The 17,818-nt window shown below is 53.2% G+C and carries 15 protein-coding genes; 11 read left to right on the top strand and 4 right to left on the bottom strand.

Translation table 11 applies throughout. The features are described from left to right. Positions 1–176: 176 nt before the first annotated feature. Positions 177–1,145 carry a transcriptional regulator LeuO gene (gene leuO, locus PGR10_RS18910; RefSeq protein ID WP_015704394.1) on the bottom strand — a complete coding sequence of 323 codons (969 nt, stop codon included), beginning with the start codon at positions 1,143–1,145 and terminating at the stop codon, positions 177–179. Positions 1,146–1,749: 604 nt separating this feature from the next. Between leuO and leuL the strand changes: the two genes are divergently transcribed. The 9 genes from leuL (at position 1,750) to aroD (ending at position 11,899) form a co-directional block, all read left to right on the top strand. Next, the gene (leuL, locus tag PGR10_RS18905) at positions 1,750–1,836 is read left to right on the top strand and encodes a leu operon leader peptide (RefSeq protein ID WP_020079614.1); all 87 of its coding nucleotides are present in this window, start codon (positions 1,750–1,752) and stop codon (positions 1,834–1,836) included. A gap of 93 nt (positions 1,837–1,929) precedes the next feature. Further along, the gene (gene leuA / locus PGR10_RS18900; protein WP_087860894.1) at positions 1,930–3,501 is read left to right on the top strand and encodes a 2-isopropylmalate synthase; all 1,572 of its coding nucleotides are present in this window, start codon (positions 1,930–1,932) and stop codon (positions 3,499–3,501) included. Then, complete coding sequence (gene leuB, locus PGR10_RS18895) at positions 3,501–4,592, top strand: 3-isopropylmalate dehydrogenase (protein ID WP_015368262.1); 1,092 nt, start codon at positions 3,501–3,503, stop codon at positions 4,590–4,592. Before leuA ends, leuB begins: the two co-directional genes overlap by 1 nt. Positions 4,593–4,594: 2 nt before the next feature. Beyond that, positions 4,595–5,995, top strand: a complete 1,401-nt coding sequence (gene leuC, locus PGR10_RS18890) for a 3-isopropylmalate dehydratase large subunit (protein ID WP_047065212.1) — start codon at positions 4,595–4,597, stop codon at positions 5,993–5,995. Between the two features lie 10 nt (positions 5,996–6,005). Next, complete coding sequence (gene leuD / locus PGR10_RS18885; protein ID WP_087860895.1) at positions 6,006–6,611, top strand: 3-isopropylmalate dehydratase small subunit; 606 nt, start codon at positions 6,006–6,008, stop codon at positions 6,609–6,611. 369 nt (positions 6,612–6,980) lie between these two features. After that, the gene (locus PGR10_RS18880; protein ID WP_430923935.1) at positions 6,981–9,014 is read left to right on the top strand and encodes an FAD-dependent oxidoreductase; all 2,034 of its coding nucleotides are present in this window, start codon (positions 6,981–6,983) and stop codon (positions 9,012–9,014) included. A gap of 11 nt (positions 9,015–9,025) precedes the next feature. Next, the gene (locus tag PGR10_RS18875; RefSeq protein ID WP_045376448.1) at positions 9,026–9,889 is read left to right on the top strand and encodes a shikimate dehydrogenase; all 864 of its coding nucleotides are present in this window, start codon (positions 9,026–9,028) and stop codon (positions 9,887–9,889) included. Between the two features lie 10 nt (positions 9,890–9,899). After that, positions 9,900–11,114 (top strand): MFS transporter, encoded by a 1,215-nt coding sequence (locus tag PGR10_RS18870; protein ID WP_430923934.1) that lies wholly within the window; start codon positions 9,900–9,902, stop codon positions 11,112–11,114. 29 nt (positions 11,115–11,143) lie between these two features. Next, complete coding sequence (gene aroD, locus PGR10_RS18865) at positions 11,144–11,899, top strand: type I 3-dehydroquinate dehydratase (RefSeq protein WP_213794609.1); 756 nt, start codon at positions 11,144–11,146, stop codon at positions 11,897–11,899. Between the two features lie 37 nt (positions 11,900–11,936). On the opposite strand, the gene PGR10_RS18860 is transcribed toward aroD, so the two are convergent. Continuing rightward, positions 11,937–12,833, bottom strand: coding sequence for a LysR family transcriptional regulator (locus tag PGR10_RS18860; RefSeq protein ID WP_087860899.1), 897 nt, complete (start codon positions 12,831–12,833; stop codon positions 11,937–11,939). A gap of 230 nt (positions 12,834–13,063) precedes the next feature. Here PGR10_RS18860 and PGR10_RS18855 point away from each other — a divergent pair, with 230 nt between their 5' ends. Then, positions 13,064–14,374, top strand: a complete 1,311-nt coding sequence (locus PGR10_RS18855) for an MFS transporter (RefSeq protein WP_213794610.1) — start codon at positions 13,064–13,066, stop codon at positions 14,372–14,374. 44 nt (positions 14,375–14,418) lie between these two features. On the opposite strand, the gene PGR10_RS18850 is transcribed toward PGR10_RS18855, so the two are convergent. Together PGR10_RS18850 and sgrT are read right to left on the bottom strand one after the other, a co-directional pair. Beyond that, positions 14,419–15,603, bottom strand: a complete 1,185-nt coding sequence (locus PGR10_RS18850) for a sugar efflux transporter (RefSeq protein WP_087860901.1) — start codon at positions 15,601–15,603, stop codon at positions 14,419–14,421. 162 nt (positions 15,604–15,765) lie between these two features. Next, positions 15,766–15,918, bottom strand: a complete 153-nt coding sequence (gene sgrT / locus PGR10_RS18845) for a glucose uptake inhibitor SgrT (protein ID WP_015704385.1) — start codon at positions 15,916–15,918, stop codon at positions 15,766–15,768. 87 nt (positions 15,919–16,005) lie between these two features. Here sgrT and sgrR point away from each other — a divergent pair, with 87 nt between their 5' ends. Next, positions 16,006–17,661: an HTH-type transcriptional regulator SgrR gene (gene sgrR / locus PGR10_RS18840; RefSeq protein ID WP_316425190.1), complete on the top strand. Its 1,656-nt coding sequence runs from the start codon at positions 16,006–16,008 to the stop codon at positions 17,659–17,661. Positions 17,662–17,818: the final 157 nt, after the last annotated feature.

Below are 17,818 nucleotides of genomic sequence, written 5' to 3'. Positions count from 1 at the left end.
CATGAATAGCAAAATGAGACAGCCAATACTCGGGGAAAATGGCTTACGGCAGAAAATCATCCATTTTTCACCGTCGGGTTGCGAGAACCCGCGGTGATAAACAGAATAATATTCTGCTTTTTGGCTATTTATTCAGATAAGCTGGAGCTTTCGCTCCCCTTTGTAGATAACGGCAATTAGCGCTGGCAGATATTTGCCAGTAACTCTTCCATCCATTGATGGCCTTTATCGCGACCGGCCGCTTCGTGCCAGGAGAGGAAGCAGGTGCGGCTATTTACCTTCAGCGGCAGCGGTAATATCTGCAGGTCTAATTTATCCGCGAATTCATTGGCTAACCAGCGTGGCGCTATCGCCACCATGTGGGTTTGCGAAACTACATTTAATACACTGACCATGGCATTGCCCTGATAAGCAATACAGGATTGTTTATCTACGGAGTCATACCACGGCTGGCTAAATGACGCATAACGATCCAATGCGACGACCGCGTGCTCTTCCTGATAAATATCCGCTTCCGTTAACGGCCCGGAAATACGCGGATGTTTACGGTTGGCCACCAGAACCATTTCATCTTTGAATAAAGGTATGCAGGCGAACTCAGGACGACGAAACTCTTCATAGCCGATAACAAATTCAATTTCCTGATAACGCAGCTGATGTTCGGTGTTTTGATGTAGCGCTGATTTAAAGACCAGATGAATATTTGGCGCGATTTCACCAACTTTATTAAATATTAGCGAGGTTAAGTAATTATCCAATGGGCTACAAACGCAGAGGTTAAATACGCGTTCGCTACTCAGCGGTTCAAAACCGGAACCCGGCAGCTCATTTTGCACCAGTTGCAATGCCTGGCGTACCGAGCCAAACAGCTGATATGCCCGCGCCGTTGGCTGAATGCCGCGCCCATAGCGAACAAACAGTTCATCATTAAACATCACCTTAAGACGAGATACCGCGTTACTTACCGCCGGTTGGGACATGCCGAGAGTATGGGCCGCGCGGGTAATATTTTGTTCCTGCATCACCGCATCAAAGACGGTCAGCAGGTTGAGATCCACCATCCGCAGTTGTGGTTTAACGACTTCCTGTCCCGGGGCTGATTTATATTCAGTATTTTCAATTAACATATCTAACTCCACCGTCACGCTAAATTCCTTTTACCAAAGTGCAGTAATTAATTAAGACAATATCATTTATCATGCATATTAAATCTGCAAAAGGGTAAAGTTGAATTTTAGGAATATATCAAGGTTATGAGTAGCGACGAAAAACCTCACAGGACATCACCGGAACCCGCCTAAAACATATCATTTACTTGATGATATAAAGTGTACCCATAGATCACAGGAATAAACAACACCACTATTAGTTAATTGCAATTTAAGTATCAATTAACTATCTATTTTCCCTCTGCTATTAATTAACACTTTGTTATCCTTCCTCTCGCCTAAAACTCTCAAAACCAGCAAGGACAACACCACTAATCCCTTATGTTTCATTAAGATAAGCACATTCCTCCCTCCTGTATTTATCGCCCCCCTTTATGATAAAAATTTTTTCTAATTGTTTTATTTTTCCAGAGGCAGATAAATGTCTCAAATAGGATCGTCGGCGAAACAAGGGATAATCCAGCACAATTAGCTAATTCACCAGGCTTGTGAAAAACAGTTTTTATCTTGCCTGGGGTTGACATCAAAACCGCTATCCAGTAACTCTAAAAGCATATCGATTTCAACTGGAGTATGACGCATGATTCGCACTACTCGCTTCACCAGCCTACTACTACTAAACGCATCCATTGTGCGCGGTAGGCTGTTGGGCGACGTTCAGCGTTAAGTCATCTTCCAGCAAGACACTAAACCCGCGCCATTGCGCGGGTTTTTTTATGCTCGAAGCAAGGCGCCAGGCAACAGATTAAGGATCTAAACCATGAGCCAGCAAGTCATTATTTTCGATACGACCTTACGTGATGGGGAACAAGCGTTACAGGCCAGCCTGAGCGTGAAAGAGAAGCTGCAAATAGCCATGGCCCTTGAACGTATGGGCGTCGATGTGATGGAAGTCGGTTTCCCGGTTTCTTCCCCAGGCGATTTTGAATCGGTGCAGACCATCGCTCGCACCATCAAAAATAGCCGCGTGTGCGCGCTGGCGCGCTGCGTTGAGAAAGATATCGACGTGGCGGCGGAATCCTTAAAAGTGGCGGAAGCATTCCGTATTCACACCTTCATCGCCACCTCACCGATGCACATCGCCACCAAGTTGCGCAGTACGCTGGATGAAGTCATCGAGCGCGCTATTTACATGGTGAAACGCGCGCGTAACTATACCGATGACGTCGAATTTTCCTGTGAAGACGCAGGCCGTACGCCGATCGACGATCTGGCTCGCGTTGTCGAAGCGGCTATCCGCGCTGGCGCCACGACCATTAATATCCCGGATACCGTCGGCTACACCATGCCGTTTGAATACGCCAACATCATCAGCGGCCTGTACGAACGCGTACCAAACATTGATAAAGCGATTATTTCAGTCCACACCCATGATGATTTAGGCATCGCCGTCGGCAACGCCCTCGCCGCCGTCCACGCTGGCGCGCGTCAGGTAGAAGGCGCGATGAACGGTATCGGCGAACGCGCCGGTAACTGCGCGCTGGAAGAAGTGATCATGGCGATCAAAGTGCGCAAAGACATTATGAACGTGCACACCAACATCAATCACCACGAAATCTGGCGTACCAGCCAGACCGTCAGCCAAATCTGCAATATGCCGATCCCGGCTAACAAAGCTATCGTCGGTACCGGCGCCTTCGCCCACTCTTCCGGTATTCATCAGGATGGCGTGCTGAAGAACCGCGAAAACTACGAAATCATGACCCCGGAATCCATCGGCCTGAACCAGGTACAGCTGAACCTGACTTCACGCTCCGGCCGCGCGGCGGTGAAACACCGTATGGAAGAGATGGGCTACAAAGAGAGCGACTACAACCTGGATCATCTGTATGACGCCTTCCTGAAGCTGGCGGATAAAAAGGGCCAGGTCTTCGACTACGACCTGGAGGCGCTGGCCTTCATTAACAAACAGCAGGAAGAACCAGAGCATTTCCGTCTCGACTACTTCAGCGTCCAGTCTGGCTCCAGCGATATCGCTACCGCCTCTATCAAGCTGGCCTGCGGTGATGAAATCAAAACCGAAGCCGCCAATGGCAACGGCCCGGTTGACGCTATCTACCAGGCGATCAACCGCGTGACGGACTACAACATCGACTTAGTGAAGTATGGCTTAAGCGCCAAAGGCCACGGCAAAGATGCGCTGGGTCAGGTGGACATTGTTGTGGAATACAACGGTCGCCGCTTCCATGGCGTCGGTCTGGCGACCGATATCGTCGAATCGTCAGCAAAAGCGATGGTACACGTGCTGAACAATATCTGGCGCGCCGCCGAAGTCGAAAAAGAATTGCAACGCCAAGCTCAGAATAAAGAGAACAACAAGGAAACCGTGTAATGTCGAAGAATTATCATATTGCCGTTTTGCCGGGTGATGGAATTGGCCCGGAAGTGATGAACCAGGCGATGAAAGTACTGGAAGCCGTTCGTAACCGTTTTTCAATGCGTATCACCACCAGCCAGTACGACGTTGGCGGCATCGCCATCGACCGTCAGGGCATGCCGCTGCCGCAAGCCACCGTTGATGGCTGCGAGCAGGCTGACGCGATTCTGTTCGGATCCGTCGGCGGCCCGAAGTGGGAACATCTGCCGCCGGCCGAGCAGCCGGAGCGCGGCGCGCTGCTGCCGCTGCGTAAGCACTTCAAATTATTCAGCAACCTGCGCCCGGCTAAACTGTATCAGGGGCTGGAAGCGTTCTGCCCGCTGCGCGCCGATATCGCCGCCAACGGCTTCGACATTCTGTGCGTGCGCGAACTGACCGGCGGCATTTACTTCGGTCAGCCGAAAGGCCGTGAAGGCAGCGGCCAGCATGAAAAAGCCTTCGACACCGAGGTATACCACCGCTTTGAAATCGAGCGTATCGCGCGTATTGCCTTTGAATCGGCGCGCAAGCGTCGTCACAAAGTGACGTCAATCGATAAAGCCAACGTCCTGCAGTCTTCTATCCTGTGGCGCGAAATCGTCAACGAGATTGGCAAAGAGTATCCGGACGTCGAGCTGGCGCATATGTATATCGATAATGCCACTATGCAGCTCATCAAAGATCCGTCGCAGTTCGATGTCCTGCTGTGCTCCAACCTGTTTGGCGACATCCTGTCCGACGAGTGCGCGATGATCACCGGCTCTATGGGCATGTTGCCGTCCGCCAGCCTCAACGAGCAAGGTTTTGGCCTGTATGAACCGGCGGGCGGCTCGGCGCCGGACATCGCGGGCAAAAATATCGCCAACCCGATTGCGCAAATCCTGTCGCTGGCGCTGCTGCTGCGCTACAGCCTGGATGCGGGCGACGCGGCGAGCGCCATTGAACGCGCTATCAACCGCGCATTAGAAGAAGGCATTCGTACCGGCGACTTAGCGCGCGGTACGGCGGCGGTCAGTACAGATGAAATGGGCGATATCATTGCCCGCTATGTCGCGGAAGGGGTGTAATCATGGCGAAGACCTTATACGAAAAATTGTTTGATGCGCACGTGGTGTACGAAGCGCAGAACGAAACCCCACTGCTGTATATCGACCGCCATCTGGTGCACGAAGTCACCTCTCCGCAGGCGTTTGACGGGCTGCGCGCGCACGGTCGTCCGGTGCGTCAGCCGGGCAAAACGTTCGCCACCATGGATCACAACGTCTCAACGCAGACCAAAGATATCAACGCCTCCGGCGAAATGGCCCGTATTCAGATGCAGGAGCTGATTAAGAACTGCAAAGAGTTTGGCGTTGAGCTGTATGACTTAAATCACCCATTCCAGGGCATCGTACACGTCATGGGCCCGGAACAGGGCGTCACCCTGCCGGGGATGACCATCGTATGCGGCGATTCCCATACCGCCACTCACGGCGCATTCGGCGCGCTGGCGTTCGGTATCGGCACCTCTGAAGTTGAACATGTACTGGCGACCCAGACCCTGAAACAGGGTCGCGCGAAGACGATGAAAATCGAAGTTCGTGGCAAAGCGGCGCCGGGCATTACCGCGAAAGACATCGTGCTGGCGATCATCGGCAAAACCGGTAGCGCCGGTGGTACCGGTCACGTGGTCGAATTCTGCGGCGAAGCCATTCGCGACCTGAGCATGGAAGGCCGTATGACTCTGTGCAATATGGCAATCGAAATGGGCGCCAAAGCGGGTCTGGTCGCGCCGGACGAGACCACCTTCAATTACGTGCAGGGCCGCCTGCACGCGCCGAAGGGCCAGGATTTCGCCGACGCGGTGGAATACTGGAAAACGCTGAAAACCGACGATGACGCCACCTTCGATACCGTGGTGACGCTGCAGGCAGAAGAGATTGCGCCGCAGGTCACCTGGGGTACCAATCCCGGCCAGGTCATCTCCGTCACCGATATTATCCCGGATCCGGCATCGTTCAGCGATCCGGTCGAGCGCGCCAGCGCCGAAAAAGCGCTGGCCTATATGGGGCTGAAATCCGGCGTGCCGTTGACCGAGGTCGCGATCGATAAAGTCTTTATCGGTTCCTGCACTAACTCGCGAATCGAAGATTTACGCGCGGCGGCGGAAATCGCCAAAGGGCGTAAAGTGGCGCCGGGCGTACAGGCGCTGGTGGTTCCCGGCTCCGGCCCGGTGAAAGCGCAGGCGGAAGCCGAAGGTCTGGATAAGATTTTCATCGACGCCGGTTTTGAGTGGCGCTTACCGGGCTGCTCCATGTGCCTGGCGATGAACAACGACCGCCTGAATCCCGGCGAACGTTGCGCCTCTACCAGCAACCGTAACTTTGAAGGCCGTCAAGGCCGCGGCGGACGCACTCATTTAGTCAGCCCGGCAATGGCCGCGGCGGCAGCGGTGACCGGCCATTTCGCCGATATCCGTAACTTGAAATAAGGAGACCATCATGGCAGAAAAATTTACCCAACATACTGGCCTGGTGGTTCCGCTGGATGCCGCAAACGTCGATACCGATGCGATCATTCCTAAGCAGTTCCTGCAGAAAGTAACGCGTACCGGCTTTGGCGCGCACCTGTTTAACGACTGGCGTTTTCTCGACGACCAGGGGCAGCAACCAAACCCGGAGTTCGTACTGAACTTCCCGCAATATAAAGGGGCGTCTATCCTGCTGGCGCGTGAAAACTTCGGCTGCGGCTCCTCGCGCGAGCACGCGCCGTGGGCGTTGACCGATTACGGTTTCAAAGTGGTGATTGCGCCAAGCTTTGCCGATATCTTTTACGGTAACAGCTTCAATAACCAACTGCTGCCGGTGACGCTCAGCGATGAGCAGGTGGATGAGCTGTTCAAGCTGGTACAGGCGAGCCCGGGCATCCGCTTTGAAGTGGATCTTGAAGCGCAGGTGGTTAAAGCCGGGGATAAAACCTACAGCTTTAAAATCGACGACTTCCGCCGCCACTGCATGCTCAACGGCCTGGATAGCATCGGCCTGACGCTGCAGCATGAAGAGGCGATTTCCGCCTACGAGCGCCAACAGCCCGCCTTTATGAACTAACCTTCAAGCCCGGCGAACAAGCCGGGCTTTCTCTTTGTGTTTCTCTCCGGCGCCTATTATTACGTATAATTTATAGATAAATTTATCCTTCCCGTACCTCATCGTGCATTTATACCGGCGTTGCCGGGCTATTTTTGTATAGATCCACAATGACAAGTAAATAATCAGCAGAAGTATTTAAAACAAACCGTCCAATATGTGAATTAACGGTTAACTCCATAGAAAACCCCTATAGCTCAGCACAAAAAAAAGCATTATTTTTCCCCTCCCCGGCTCGTTATCTTTCCTGACAGAGAAATATTAACTTTAGATACGTCACGACGCCTGCTTCACAACGTGGGCCGCCTGCCGTTCTTGTGGAGAGCCTAAATGAGCCACTATCCTCATCTATTCAGCCCGCTAACTATCAACGGGATGACCATAAAAAATCGCATTATCATGCCGCCGATGGGTACCAATATGGCCACCCTGAATGGCGAAGTCTCGCAGGAACAGCTTGAATACTACGAACTGCGGGCGAAAGGCGGTACCGGGCTCATTACCGTGGAAAATATCTGCATCGATTTTCCCTTCGCCTCCAATGGCACGACGCAGTTACGTATCGATAACGATCAATATATTCCGCGTCTGTTTAAATTAACCGAAACCCTTCATAAACACGGCGCCTGCGTAGCGATTCAGCTAAATCACGCTGGCGCTTCGGCTTATGCTTATCGCCTGAATGGGCAGACGCCGCTTTCCGCTTCCAGCACGCCGTCGAAAAAGCACGGTAATATTCCGCGGCCAATGACCCATGAAGAAATTTATCACGCGGTAGACAAATTTGGCGACGCCGCGGAGCGCGTACGCCGCGCCGGTTTTGACTGTGTAGAAATTCATGGCGGCCACTCCTATTTAATTAGCCAGTTTTTATCGCCGCTATTTAATAAACGTACCGACGAATTCGGCGGTAGTATCGAAAACCGCACCCGCATATTAAGCCTGATTATCGATAAGGTTCGCGCCTGCGTCGGGCCGCGTTTCCCAATAAGTCTACGCATCAGCGCCGACGATTTCTTAAAGGGCGGCAACACGCTAGAAGATTCGCTGCGCATCCTCGAACTGTGTCAGGACAAAGTCGACATCATTAACGTCTCTGCCGCGCAGAACGATAACCTGAACCTGCAAATCGACCAGATGTCGCTGGAAGATGGCTGGAAGCGCTATCTCTCCCGCGCGGTACGCGACAAATTCCATAAGCCGACGGTGATCGCCGGCAACATTCGTTCGCCAAAAATCGCCGAAGATATCCTCGCGACCGGCGATGCCGACCTGATCGCCATTGGTCGTGGGTTGATTGCCGAGCCTGAATGGGTGCAGAAAGTACAAAGCGGCAATGAGCGTCTGATGCGCAAATGCATCTCCTGTAATATCGGCTGCGCGGATCACCGCATCGCCCGCTCTCGCCCGCTGCGCTGCTCGATCAACCCGGACATCATCCACGGCGACGCTTACAAACAGCAGCGTGTTTCGCGCGAAACCAACGTCGTGGTAATCGGCGCCGGCACGGCCGGAATGGAAGCCGCCTGTACCGCCGCGGAAGTCGGCTGCAACACCTGGCTGCTGGAAGAGAAAAGCCACGTTGGCGGACTGGCCAGCACCATTGCGCTGCTGCCGGAGAAAAAGCGCATCGCCGATTTCCCGCAGTTTATGAAAAACCGCCTTTCCGGGCTCAGTAATCTGATGCTGCAGGTCGGTAAACGCGCCGACGTCGCTTCAGTCGCCGCGCTGCATCCACAGCTCATCGTTAACGCCACCGGCTCGGTTCCCCTACTGCCGCCGATCGACGGCCTGCGCGAGAACATTGACGTCAAGGGTGGCTGCCTGTTCTCAATAACCGGCATGATTGAACACCTTGACGCCTTTGCCGATGCCGCAGGTAAACGCATCGTGGTGGTTGGCGGCGGCGCCGTCGGCCTGGACGTCATCGAATACTTCTCCGCGCGCGGCGCCGAAACAGTGCTGATTGAAATGCAGGACGCGCCGGGACAGGACCTCGACATTATTACCAAAAACGCGATGTTGACCATGCTGGAAGAACACCAGGTGGAGCAACACATGCAGACCCGATTGACCGCCGTCGCTCCAGACCATTTCACCGTTAATACCGCCAGCGGCACGTTCGATATTCCCTTCGACTACGGCTTTGTGTGCCTGGGAATGCGCGCCAACCGCGCAGGTCTCGACGATATCGCCCAGTGGGCCGCCGCCAACAACGTAAAAATCATGAATATCGGCGACAGCCTGTCGGCCCGGCGAATTATTGACGGCGTGCGCGAAGGCCGCAACGTGCTGGAAATACTCGAAGACATGGGCGTACTCGGCAATCGCGAAACGCAACAGATTCCATTTTTAACATATTGAGGATATTTATCATGGCAGAACGTCTTACCGGTCATACCGAGCTGATTGGCTTAATCGCTACCCCGATTAGACACAGCATGTCGCCGACCATGCACAACGAAGCCTTTGCGCATCTTGGTCTCGATTACGCCTACCTGGCGTTCGAAGTCGATAACCAGGAGCTAAAGGATGTCGTGCAGGGCTTCCGCGCGCTGAAACTGCGCGGTTACAACGTCTCAATGCCGAATAAAACCGAGATTTGTCAGTATCTCGACAAGCTTTCACCGGCGGCGCAGCTGGTCGGCGCGGTCAATACCGTCGTCAACGATAATGGCGTCCTGACCGGTCACATTACCGACGGCACCGGCTATATGCGCGCGCTGTCAGAAGCCGGTATCGATATCATCGGCAAAAAGATGACCATCCTCGGCGCGGGCGGCGCGGCTACCGCTATCAGCGTACAGGCCGCGCTCGACGGCGTGAAGGCCATCTCGATCTTCAACCGTAAAGACAAGTTCTTCGCCAATGCCGAGCAGACCGTCGCCAAGATCCGCGATAACACCGACTGCGAGATCCACCTTTTCGATCTCGACGATCATGACAAGCTGCGCGCCGAAATCGACAGCAGCGTGATCCTCACCAACGCCACCGGCGTCGGTATGAAACCATTCGAAGGCCAGATGCTGCTGCCAAACGACAGCTTCCTGCGCCCGGACCTGATTGTCTCCGACGTCGTCTATAACCCGCGTAAAACCCATCTGCTGGAAGTGGCGGAGAAAAAAGGCTGCCGCACCCTCAACGGCCTGGGAATGATGCTGTGGCAAGGCGCGCGCGCGTTCGAAATCTGGACGGGCAAAGAGATGCCGGTTGACTACGTCAAGAGCATTCTGTTCTAAGAGGCAAGAGATGAAAAACAAATACATCCCTACTGCGGCAGGGCTGTATCTCAACTACCTGATCCACGGCATGGGGGTGCTTTTAATCACCCTCAACATGGCCCATCTTCAGGAACAGTGGGGAACAGATGCTGCTGGCGTATCGATCGTTATCTCCTCATTAGGTATCGGTAAACTGGCGACGATCGTGACCGGTTTTTTGTCGGATCGCTTTGGTCGCAAGCCTTTTATTTATCTCGGGATCCTGAGTTATCTGATCTTATTCGTCGGCATTCTGCTGACTAAAAATATTTATCTGGCCTACGTATTTGGCATCATGGCTGGTCTGGCGAACAGCTTCCTCGACTCCGGAACCTATCCGGCGCTGATGGAGTCTTTCCCGCACTCCGCCAGCCGCGCTAATGTACTCATCAAAGCCTTCGTTTCCGCAGGGCAATTTCTGCTGCCGTTCATTATCAGCCTGCTGATATGGGCAAATCTGTGGTTTGGCTGGTCGTTCGTGATCGCGGCGGCTCTGTTTGTACTGAGCGCAATCTATCTGCTCAAGATGCCGTTCCCCGATAGCCAGGCGGCCAAAAAGGAAGAGACTCCAACGGCGCAGGCAGCGGCTTCAGCTAAACCGCAAGCCAACAAACTGGATATGGTTGTCTTTACCCTGTACGGCTATATCGGCATGGCAACTTTTTACCTGGTCAGTCAGTGGCTGGCGCAATATGGTCAGTTCGTGGTCGGTATGCCTTATGCATCGGCGATCAAGCTCCTGAGCATCTACACCGTCGGTTCGCTGGTCTGCGTCTTCGTGACCGCCGCTTTCGTCAAAGAGGTATTCAGCTCTGCGGTAGCGATGATCATCTATACCTGCCTGTCGATGGTCTCACTGCTGTTAGTGTGCCTGTTCCCCACCCCGCTGATGGTTACCGGTTTCGCCTTCGTCATCGGCTTTGCCGCTGCCGGCGGGGTATTGCAGCTGGGAGCGACCATCATGGCAATGAGCTTTCCGAATGGCAAAGGCAAGGCGACCGGGATCTTCTACACCGCAGGCAGTATCGCGAGCTTCACGATCCCGCTTATCACCGCCAGGCTTTCACAGATTAGTATTGCCAGCATTATGTGGTTTGATTTCCTGATCGCCGTTATCGGCTTTGTGATCGCCCTGTACATCGGCTATCGTCAACTTCAGGCGCGCGCGGCGCAAAGAGTGTCTCGCACCACCGTCACCGCCTGAGGTTCACGACAACAATAATGGATACCTACATGACAACTGCAGTAACCGTAAAGAACATCACCTTCAAGGAAGGCGAAACCTTAATTTGCGTACCGCTGATCGGGAAAACGCTGGATGAACTGCTGACTAATGCGCAGGGCCTGGTTGACGCTGGCGCTGATATTATCGAATGGCGAGTTGACCATTTTACCCACGTCCGGGAAATCCCCCAGGTGCTGGCCGCGCTGGCGGAAATCCGTCATACGCTGAAGGCTCTACCGCTGCTGTTCACCTTTCGCAGTAAGAAAGAGGGCGGCGAAACGGAAATCAGCGACGAAGCGTATTTTGAACTTAACCGTCAGGCGGCGCTAAGCGGATTAGCCGATGTTATCGACATCGAGCTGTTTAACGACGAAGCGCAAATCCGCGCGCTGGTGAACGATGCGCATCAAGCCGGCGTAAAAGTGATCATGAGCAATCATGATTTCCATAAAACGCCGGCGCAGGAAGATATCATCTATCGACTGCGTCGAATGCAGGATCTGGGTGCCGATCTACCAAAGATCGCGGTGATGCCGCAGACACCTCAGGACGTTCTCACTCTGCTTTCCGCCACGCTGACCATGAAAGAGAAGTACGCGACGCGCCCGCTGATCACCATGTCGATGGGCAAATCCGGCGGCGTTAGCCGGGTAACCGGACGCTTGTTCGGTTCAGCGATGACCTTTGGCACCGTCGGCCAGGCCTCCGCGCCGGGTCAGATTGCCATTGCTAAGCTGCGCGAGCTAATGGACATCCTGTCCTGATAAACAGGCTGCCCGGAGCCACTCTCCGGGCGCTTGCTCAGTTGATTCTCTGGCTATCGTTAATAATGACGTTTTTAAACGATTGAATTGCTGAAGAAAGTACCCTTTCCTTCATCGTTGCAAGGTAGATATAACGCGGGGGGAGCTCATTTTTTATTTTCAGAATGTGCACGTTATAATTTGCCAGTGCGGAGATCCTCGGCATAATCGCAATACCATAATCGATGCTAACCAACCCCGCCATCGCGGTATCTTCATCGACGTAGCAGGCGATATCCGGCACCAGTTTTTGCTGCATAAAGACATTATCAATAAAAGGCCGCAAACCGCTGTTCTCCGAGAAGTAGATATAGGGATAGTGAATCGTCTCAACCAGATCAACCTCATTTTCATACAATCTGGCAAGCGGATGATCTTTCGCCGTCACCACCACCAGTTCCTGCTGAATGATGGGAATAAAGTCGATGTCTGGTTCATCGGCAATATATGAACAAATCGCCAGATCGGTTTTTCCTGCCTTTAACGCTTGTAATAACGAAAGCGAAGTGCCTTGCGTAAAGGAAAAAGTCACCTTGTGACTGGATGGTGAATTAGTGTATTTATTAATTAACTGCGGAACAACAAATTCACCCATCGTATAAATAAAGGCGATACGAATATTCTCTTTCTTTTCGCTATCATTGTTTTGCAGCGTCAGCCGCCCATTCTCTAAAGAAGCGAGCGCATCTTCCACATAGGGTAAAAAACGTTTACCGTTTTGCGTAATTTTGACGTTGCGCCCTTTTCTGGCGAACAGCGCCACGCCAAGTTCTTTCTCCAACTCAGATATGGCGTGGCTTAGCGAAGGTTGTGTGATGAACAGGCTGGAGGCAGCTTCGGTGTAATGTTCCGTCTCGCTCAATCGCTTAAAATAATAAAGTTGCTTCAGGTTCATTATTTTTGTCCGTATAATATAAGAATAAGATCACTGCGCTTAATATACCATGCGGCAGGTTGATAATACGCTACAACGAGTCAATATCAGATTCACATCAAATATTATTTGATATTTTCTTTTGTGCGTAACAAAGCGTTGCCATTCATAGACCCAGTCTATGAGTCATTAGAATATTTCTGCATGAATAAATACATGCAAAAATATTTTAAACTTTAAAGGAAATCTTTATGTCTATACCTGGCTCTCAAGGAAGCCTGGCGTCATCGCCCGGCACGCTAAAAAGAAGCAGAACGCGTATTTTTATTTTAACGCTGTTATCGCTGGGTACGATGATTAATTATCTCGATCGTACCATTCTTGGAATCGTCGCTCCAAAATTAACCACTGAAATCCACATTGACCCGGCAATGATGGGCATTGTTTTTTCCGCTTTTGCCTGGACTTATGCGCTGGCGCAAATTCCTGGCGGCATGTTTTTAGACCGTTTCGGTAATAAATTGACCTACGCCCTGTCCATCTTCTTTTGGTCACTATTTACCCTACTGCAAAGTTTCTCTCTGGGGCTGAAATCTTTGCTCCTTCTGCGTCTGGGGCTAGGTGTCAGCGAGGCCCCCTGCTTTCCAGCCAATAGCCGCATCGTCAGCAAATGGTTTCCCCAGCATGAACGCGCCAGAGCCACCGCCACTTATACAGTTGGGGAATATATTGGATTAGCCGCCTTCTCGCCATTGCTATATTTAATTCTTGAACATCACGGCTGGCGAACCTTATTTTTCCTGACCGGCGGACTGGGTATTTTATTCACTTTCGTATGGTGGCGTTTTTATCATGAGCCACATGAATCAAAAACGGCAAATAAAGCAGAGCTGGATTATATTGGCGCCAACCAGATTACCAATACGAGTGAAAATATTCCATTTAACTGGCGCGATGCCAAACGGCTACTCTGCTGCCGACAAATTATCGGCGCCAGTCTGGGGCAGTTTGCCGGTAACACTACGCTTGTCTTTTTCCTTACCTGGTTCCCCACTTACCTGGCCAACGAACGCCATCTGCCGTGGCTTCACGTGGGATTTTTCGCCACCTGGCCATTCCTGGCCGCCGCGGTTGGCATCATCTTCGGCGGCTGGCTTTCCGACAAGCTACTTAAGCGTACCGGTTCGGCAAACATTAGCCGAAAACTTCCAATAATTTCCGGACTGCTCCTTTCTAGCTGCATTATCGCCGCTAATTGGGTCAGTGCGAATTCGACGGTGATTATTATCATGTCGATCGCTTTCTTTGGTCAGGGAATGGTCGGTTTGGGCTGGACGTTAATATCTGATATTGCCCCGGATAATATGGCTGGGTTGACCGGCGGTATATTTAACTTCTGCGCCAATCTGGCCTCAATTATCGCACCACTCATCATTGGCGTGATTATATCAGCCACCGGTAACTTCTTTTATGCCCTCATTTACGTTGGGGTGACCGCACTGATCGGGGTGATTGCCTACATCTTTATCATCGGCGACATCAAGCAAATCGTGCTGAAATAACGCTATCCCGCGCCGGGCCAGCATGGCCGGCGCGGGAGAATAACTTAAATATCTTTAACCCTACTGGTCAAAAACAGCGTCAGCAGCGAAATCGCCGCGATTGTCCAGTAAACGCTGGCGTGACCATAGCTTTGCGACAGCGCTCCCTGAATCACCCCGGCCAGAATCACCCCGGTGGAGATACTGTTGGTAAACAGCGTGGTCGCCGCCCCGGCGCGCCCCGGCATCAGGTCCTGGAACCACAACATGCCGATCCCGGCGATGATACCGATGAAGATGGCGTTGAATAACTGAAGCGCCAGCAGCGCCGTGCGACCATGGAACATAATCAGCCCCACATAGAACAGCACGCCAGCGGCGACTGCCGCCACCATCATTTTACGTTTCCCCCAACGCTTAACGTAGTAGCCGGCCAGGATCATCGCCGGAATTTCAAGACCGGCTGCCGTTCCCATCAGTATCCCCGCCAGGCTATCCGGCAGGCCAAGATCGCTACTGATCCACAACGGCATATCGATGATATACATCGTGTTGCAGGTCCACATCAACGTAGAGGCGATAAACAGCATGCGCACGTTTTTATCGCGCCAGCCGCCTTCCAGCTCCGGCAGGCTGCTGCCTTCCTGCAGTTGCGTCACTCGCGCCACCGAAGGCAGCTTAAAGGCAATCAGCGCCAGGCTGATGACAAAAATCCCGGCGGCGATGGAGAACATGGTCATAAAGCCATAATTCAACGCCAGCATAAAAGCCAGCGGTGGGCCAATGACCCACGCCAGCGACAGCTGGGCGCGCATCACCGAGCTGAACATGACCACTTCGCGGGCAGAGCTATCGGCGTATTCGCGGGCGAGGGCAAACAGCTGCGGCATTGCCGCATTAGCGACCGACGCCAGCATGACGCCGCAGGTGATAAGCGTCAGATAATGGCGGTTGAAAGCGAATAACAGCGCGTTACCCACCGCCATCAGGCAGCAGAACATAATTAACCGCCGACGATCGCCGCGGCTATCGGATCGTTTGGCCAGCGCCAGGCTCACCAGGATACCGGCAATCGCATTCACCGTATAAAACAGGCCGACCCAGAACGGCTGTGCGCCGACTTCACGGCTGAGAAACAGACTAAGCGTCGGCGCCTGCAGCGCCCCGGCCACGCCCATCATAAAAGCCACCAGCATAAAGGCGGCGTAGACGCCGTTTAACCGTCGCCCCATCGTCATCAACCACAGCATGAAATGTCCTTAACACACGCGAAGTAAACGAAAAAAGCCAGCAGAAGCAATCTGCTGGCGGGTGATTCTATACTCTGTGGATTTCGAGTTGCAGCCAATACGCTTGCAGCCTGAAAACGGCGAGTATAACACCAATACTCAGTCACACATGATGTCGGCAAGTCAACGATCGGAGGTCGGCGACGTAACTCCCCACTGCATCAATTCCTCCAGCATTTTCTGCTGCCTTCCTGCTAACTGGCGGGCCAGCCAGGACGCGCCCTGCGTCGCAGAAAAGTACCGTTGATAGAACTGCTTAGTGGTTGACCTCGTCATATTCATCTCCTTACTTCATCGAGGTTCATTATTGGCTTAATATAGGAACTCATAAATTGCTGAGTTTTCGTCAGGAGTTCCTCTTTTATGCCTTCCAGCCGTCTGCAACAACAGTTCATCCGCCTGTGGCAATGCTGCGACGGCAGGTCGCAGCAGACCACCCTCAACGAACTGGCGGAAATGCTTAGCTGTTCGCGCCGCCATATGCGCACCTTGCTCAACCTGATGGAAGCGCGCGGCTGGCTGGCGTGGGAATCCGAAGCCGGGCGCGGCAAGCGTTCCAGGTTGACCTTCCTTTATACCGGTCTGGCGCTGCAGCAGCAGCGTGCCGAAGATTTACTGGAGCAGGATCGCATCGATCAGCTGGTGCAACTGGTTGGCGATAAAACGGCGGTCAGGCAAATGTTGATCTCCCATCTTGGCCGCAGTTTCCGCCAGGGGAGGCACATTCTGCGCGTGCTCTACTATCGGCCGATGAAGAATCTACTGCCCGGCAGCGCCTTGCGCCGTTCGGAGACCCACATCGCGCGGCAAATTTTTAGCGCCCTGACGCGGGTAAATGAGGAAAATGGGGAACTGGAGGCCGATATCGCCCACCACTGGCAGCAAATTTCGCCTAACCACTGGCGCTTTTTCCTGCGTCCCGGCATTCATTTCCATCATGGCCGGGAGCTGGAGATGGCCGACGTTATCTCCTCGCTACAGCGCAGCAGCGAACTGCCGCTATTTTCCCATATCGAGCGCATCGTCTCGCCGACCGCCTGGACGCTGGATATTCACCTCAGCCAGCCGGACCGTTGGCTGCCCTGGCTGTTAGGCCAGGTCCCGGCAATGGTGCTGCCGCGGGAATGGCGGACGATGGAGAACTTTTCCAGTATGCCTATCGGTACCGGCCCTTACGCGGTCGCGCGCAATAATCAAAACCAGTTGAAAATCCATGCCTTTGAAGAGTACTTCGGCTACCGGGCGCTGATCGATGAGGTTAACGTCTGGGTGCTGCCGGAAATTAGCGAAGAACCCAACGGCGGCTTAACCCTGCAGGGTAATACCGAGAGCGAAAAAGCCGTAGAGAGCCGCCTGGAAGAGGGGTGCTATTACCTGCTCTTTGATAGTCGCAGCCCGCTGGGCGGCAATGATGACGTGCGCCGCTGGTTAAGTTATCTGTTCCAGCCCGCCAATCTGCTGTATCACGCCGGCGAGCACTATCAAGGTAACTGGTTCCCGGCCTACGGCCTGCTGCCGCGCTGGCACCACGCCCGCAGCCACGCCTGCGAAAAACCAGCCGGTCTGGAGTCAGTCACCCTCACCTACTATCGCGATCATGTGGAACATCGGGTCATTGGCGGGATCATGCGGGCGCTGCTGGCGGAACATCAGGTGAAGCTGAACATTCAGGAGCTGGAGTATGATGACTGGCATCGCGGCGAAACGGTGAGCGATATCTGGCTTAACAGCGTCAACTTCACGCTGCCGATCGATTTTTCCCTGTTCGCCTATTTATATGAAGTGCCGCTCATGCATCACTGCATTCCCATCGACTGGGAGGCAGACGCCAACCGCTGGCGCGCGGGCGAATTCAACCCGGCGACCTGGAGCCAGCAACTGCTGGAGAAACAGCATATTGTTCCGCTGATTCACCACTGGCTTATGATTCAGGGCCAGCGCAGTATGCGCGGCGTGCGCATGAACACCCTCGGCTGGTTTGACTTTAAATCGGCGTGGTTCGCCCCGCCGGAGCCCTGAATGCTTTGCGTCATCTAACAAAATCATTACACTATCGCCGTTCTCAACGGGGTGCTAATAAACATACGCAATATCATTCAAGTTGCATCAAGGCAGCAAGCGGGTGAATCCCCTGGAGCATAGATAACTATGTGACTGGGGTGAACGCGCGAAGCTA

The sequence above is a fragment of the Klebsiella sp. 141198 genome, from assembly GCF_050600785.1.
Taxonomy (GTDB): domain Bacteria; phylum Pseudomonadota; class Gammaproteobacteria; order Enterobacterales; family Enterobacteriaceae; genus Klebsiella; species Klebsiella aerogenes.
Note: the sequence above shows the minus strand (reverse complement) of the source record. Positions and strands in the feature narration are given on the sequence as shown.

Excerpts from the sequence above, each read along its gene's own strand:
- PGR10_RS18880 (WP_430923935.1), top strand. The coding sequence starts at position 6,981 with ATGAGCCACTATCCTCATCTATTCAGCCCGCTAACTATCAACGGGATG.
- PGR10_RS18870 (WP_430923934.1), top strand. The coding sequence starts at position 9,900 with ATGAAAAACAAATACATCCCTACTGCGGCAGGGCTGTATCTCAACTAC.
- PGR10_RS18850 (WP_087860901.1), bottom strand. The coding sequence starts at position 15,603 with ATGCTGTGGTTGATGACGATGGGGCGACGGTTAAACGGCGTCTACGCC.
- leuB (WP_015368262.1), top strand. The coding sequence starts at position 3,501 with ATGTCGAAGAATTATCATATTGCCGTTTTGCCGGGTGATGGAATTGGC.
- PGR10_RS18855 (WP_213794610.1), top strand. The coding sequence starts at position 13,064 with ATGTCTATACCTGGCTCTCAAGGAAGCCTGGCGTCATCGCCCGGCACG.
- PGR10_RS18860 (WP_087860899.1), bottom strand. The coding sequence starts at position 12,833 with ATGAACCTGAAGCAACTTTATTATTTTAAGCGATTGAGCGAGACGGAA.
- sgrR (WP_316425190.1), top strand. The coding sequence starts at position 16,006 with ATGCCTTCCAGCCGTCTGCAACAACAGTTCATCCGCCTGTGGCAATGC.
- PGR10_RS18875 (WP_045376448.1), top strand. The coding sequence starts at position 9,026 with ATGGCAGAACGTCTTACCGGTCATACCGAGCTGATTGGCTTAATCGCT.
- aroD (WP_213794609.1), top strand. The coding sequence starts at position 11,144 with ATGACAACTGCAGTAACCGTAAAGAACATCACCTTCAAGGAAGGCGAA.
- leuC (WP_047065212.1), top strand. The coding sequence starts at position 4,595 with ATGGCGAAGACCTTATACGAAAAATTGTTTGATGCGCACGTGGTGTAC.
- leuL (WP_020079614.1), top strand. The coding sequence starts at position 1,750 with ATGATTCGCACTACTCGCTTCACCAGCCTACTACTACTAAACGCATCC.
- leuA (WP_087860894.1), top strand. The coding sequence starts at position 1,930 with ATGAGCCAGCAAGTCATTATTTTCGATACGACCTTACGTGATGGGGAA.
- leuD (WP_087860895.1), top strand. The coding sequence starts at position 6,006 with ATGGCAGAAAAATTTACCCAACATACTGGCCTGGTGGTTCCGCTGGAT.
- sgrT (WP_015704385.1), bottom strand. The coding sequence starts at position 15,918 with ATGACGAGGTCAACCACTAAGCAGTTCTATCAACGGTACTTTTCTGCG.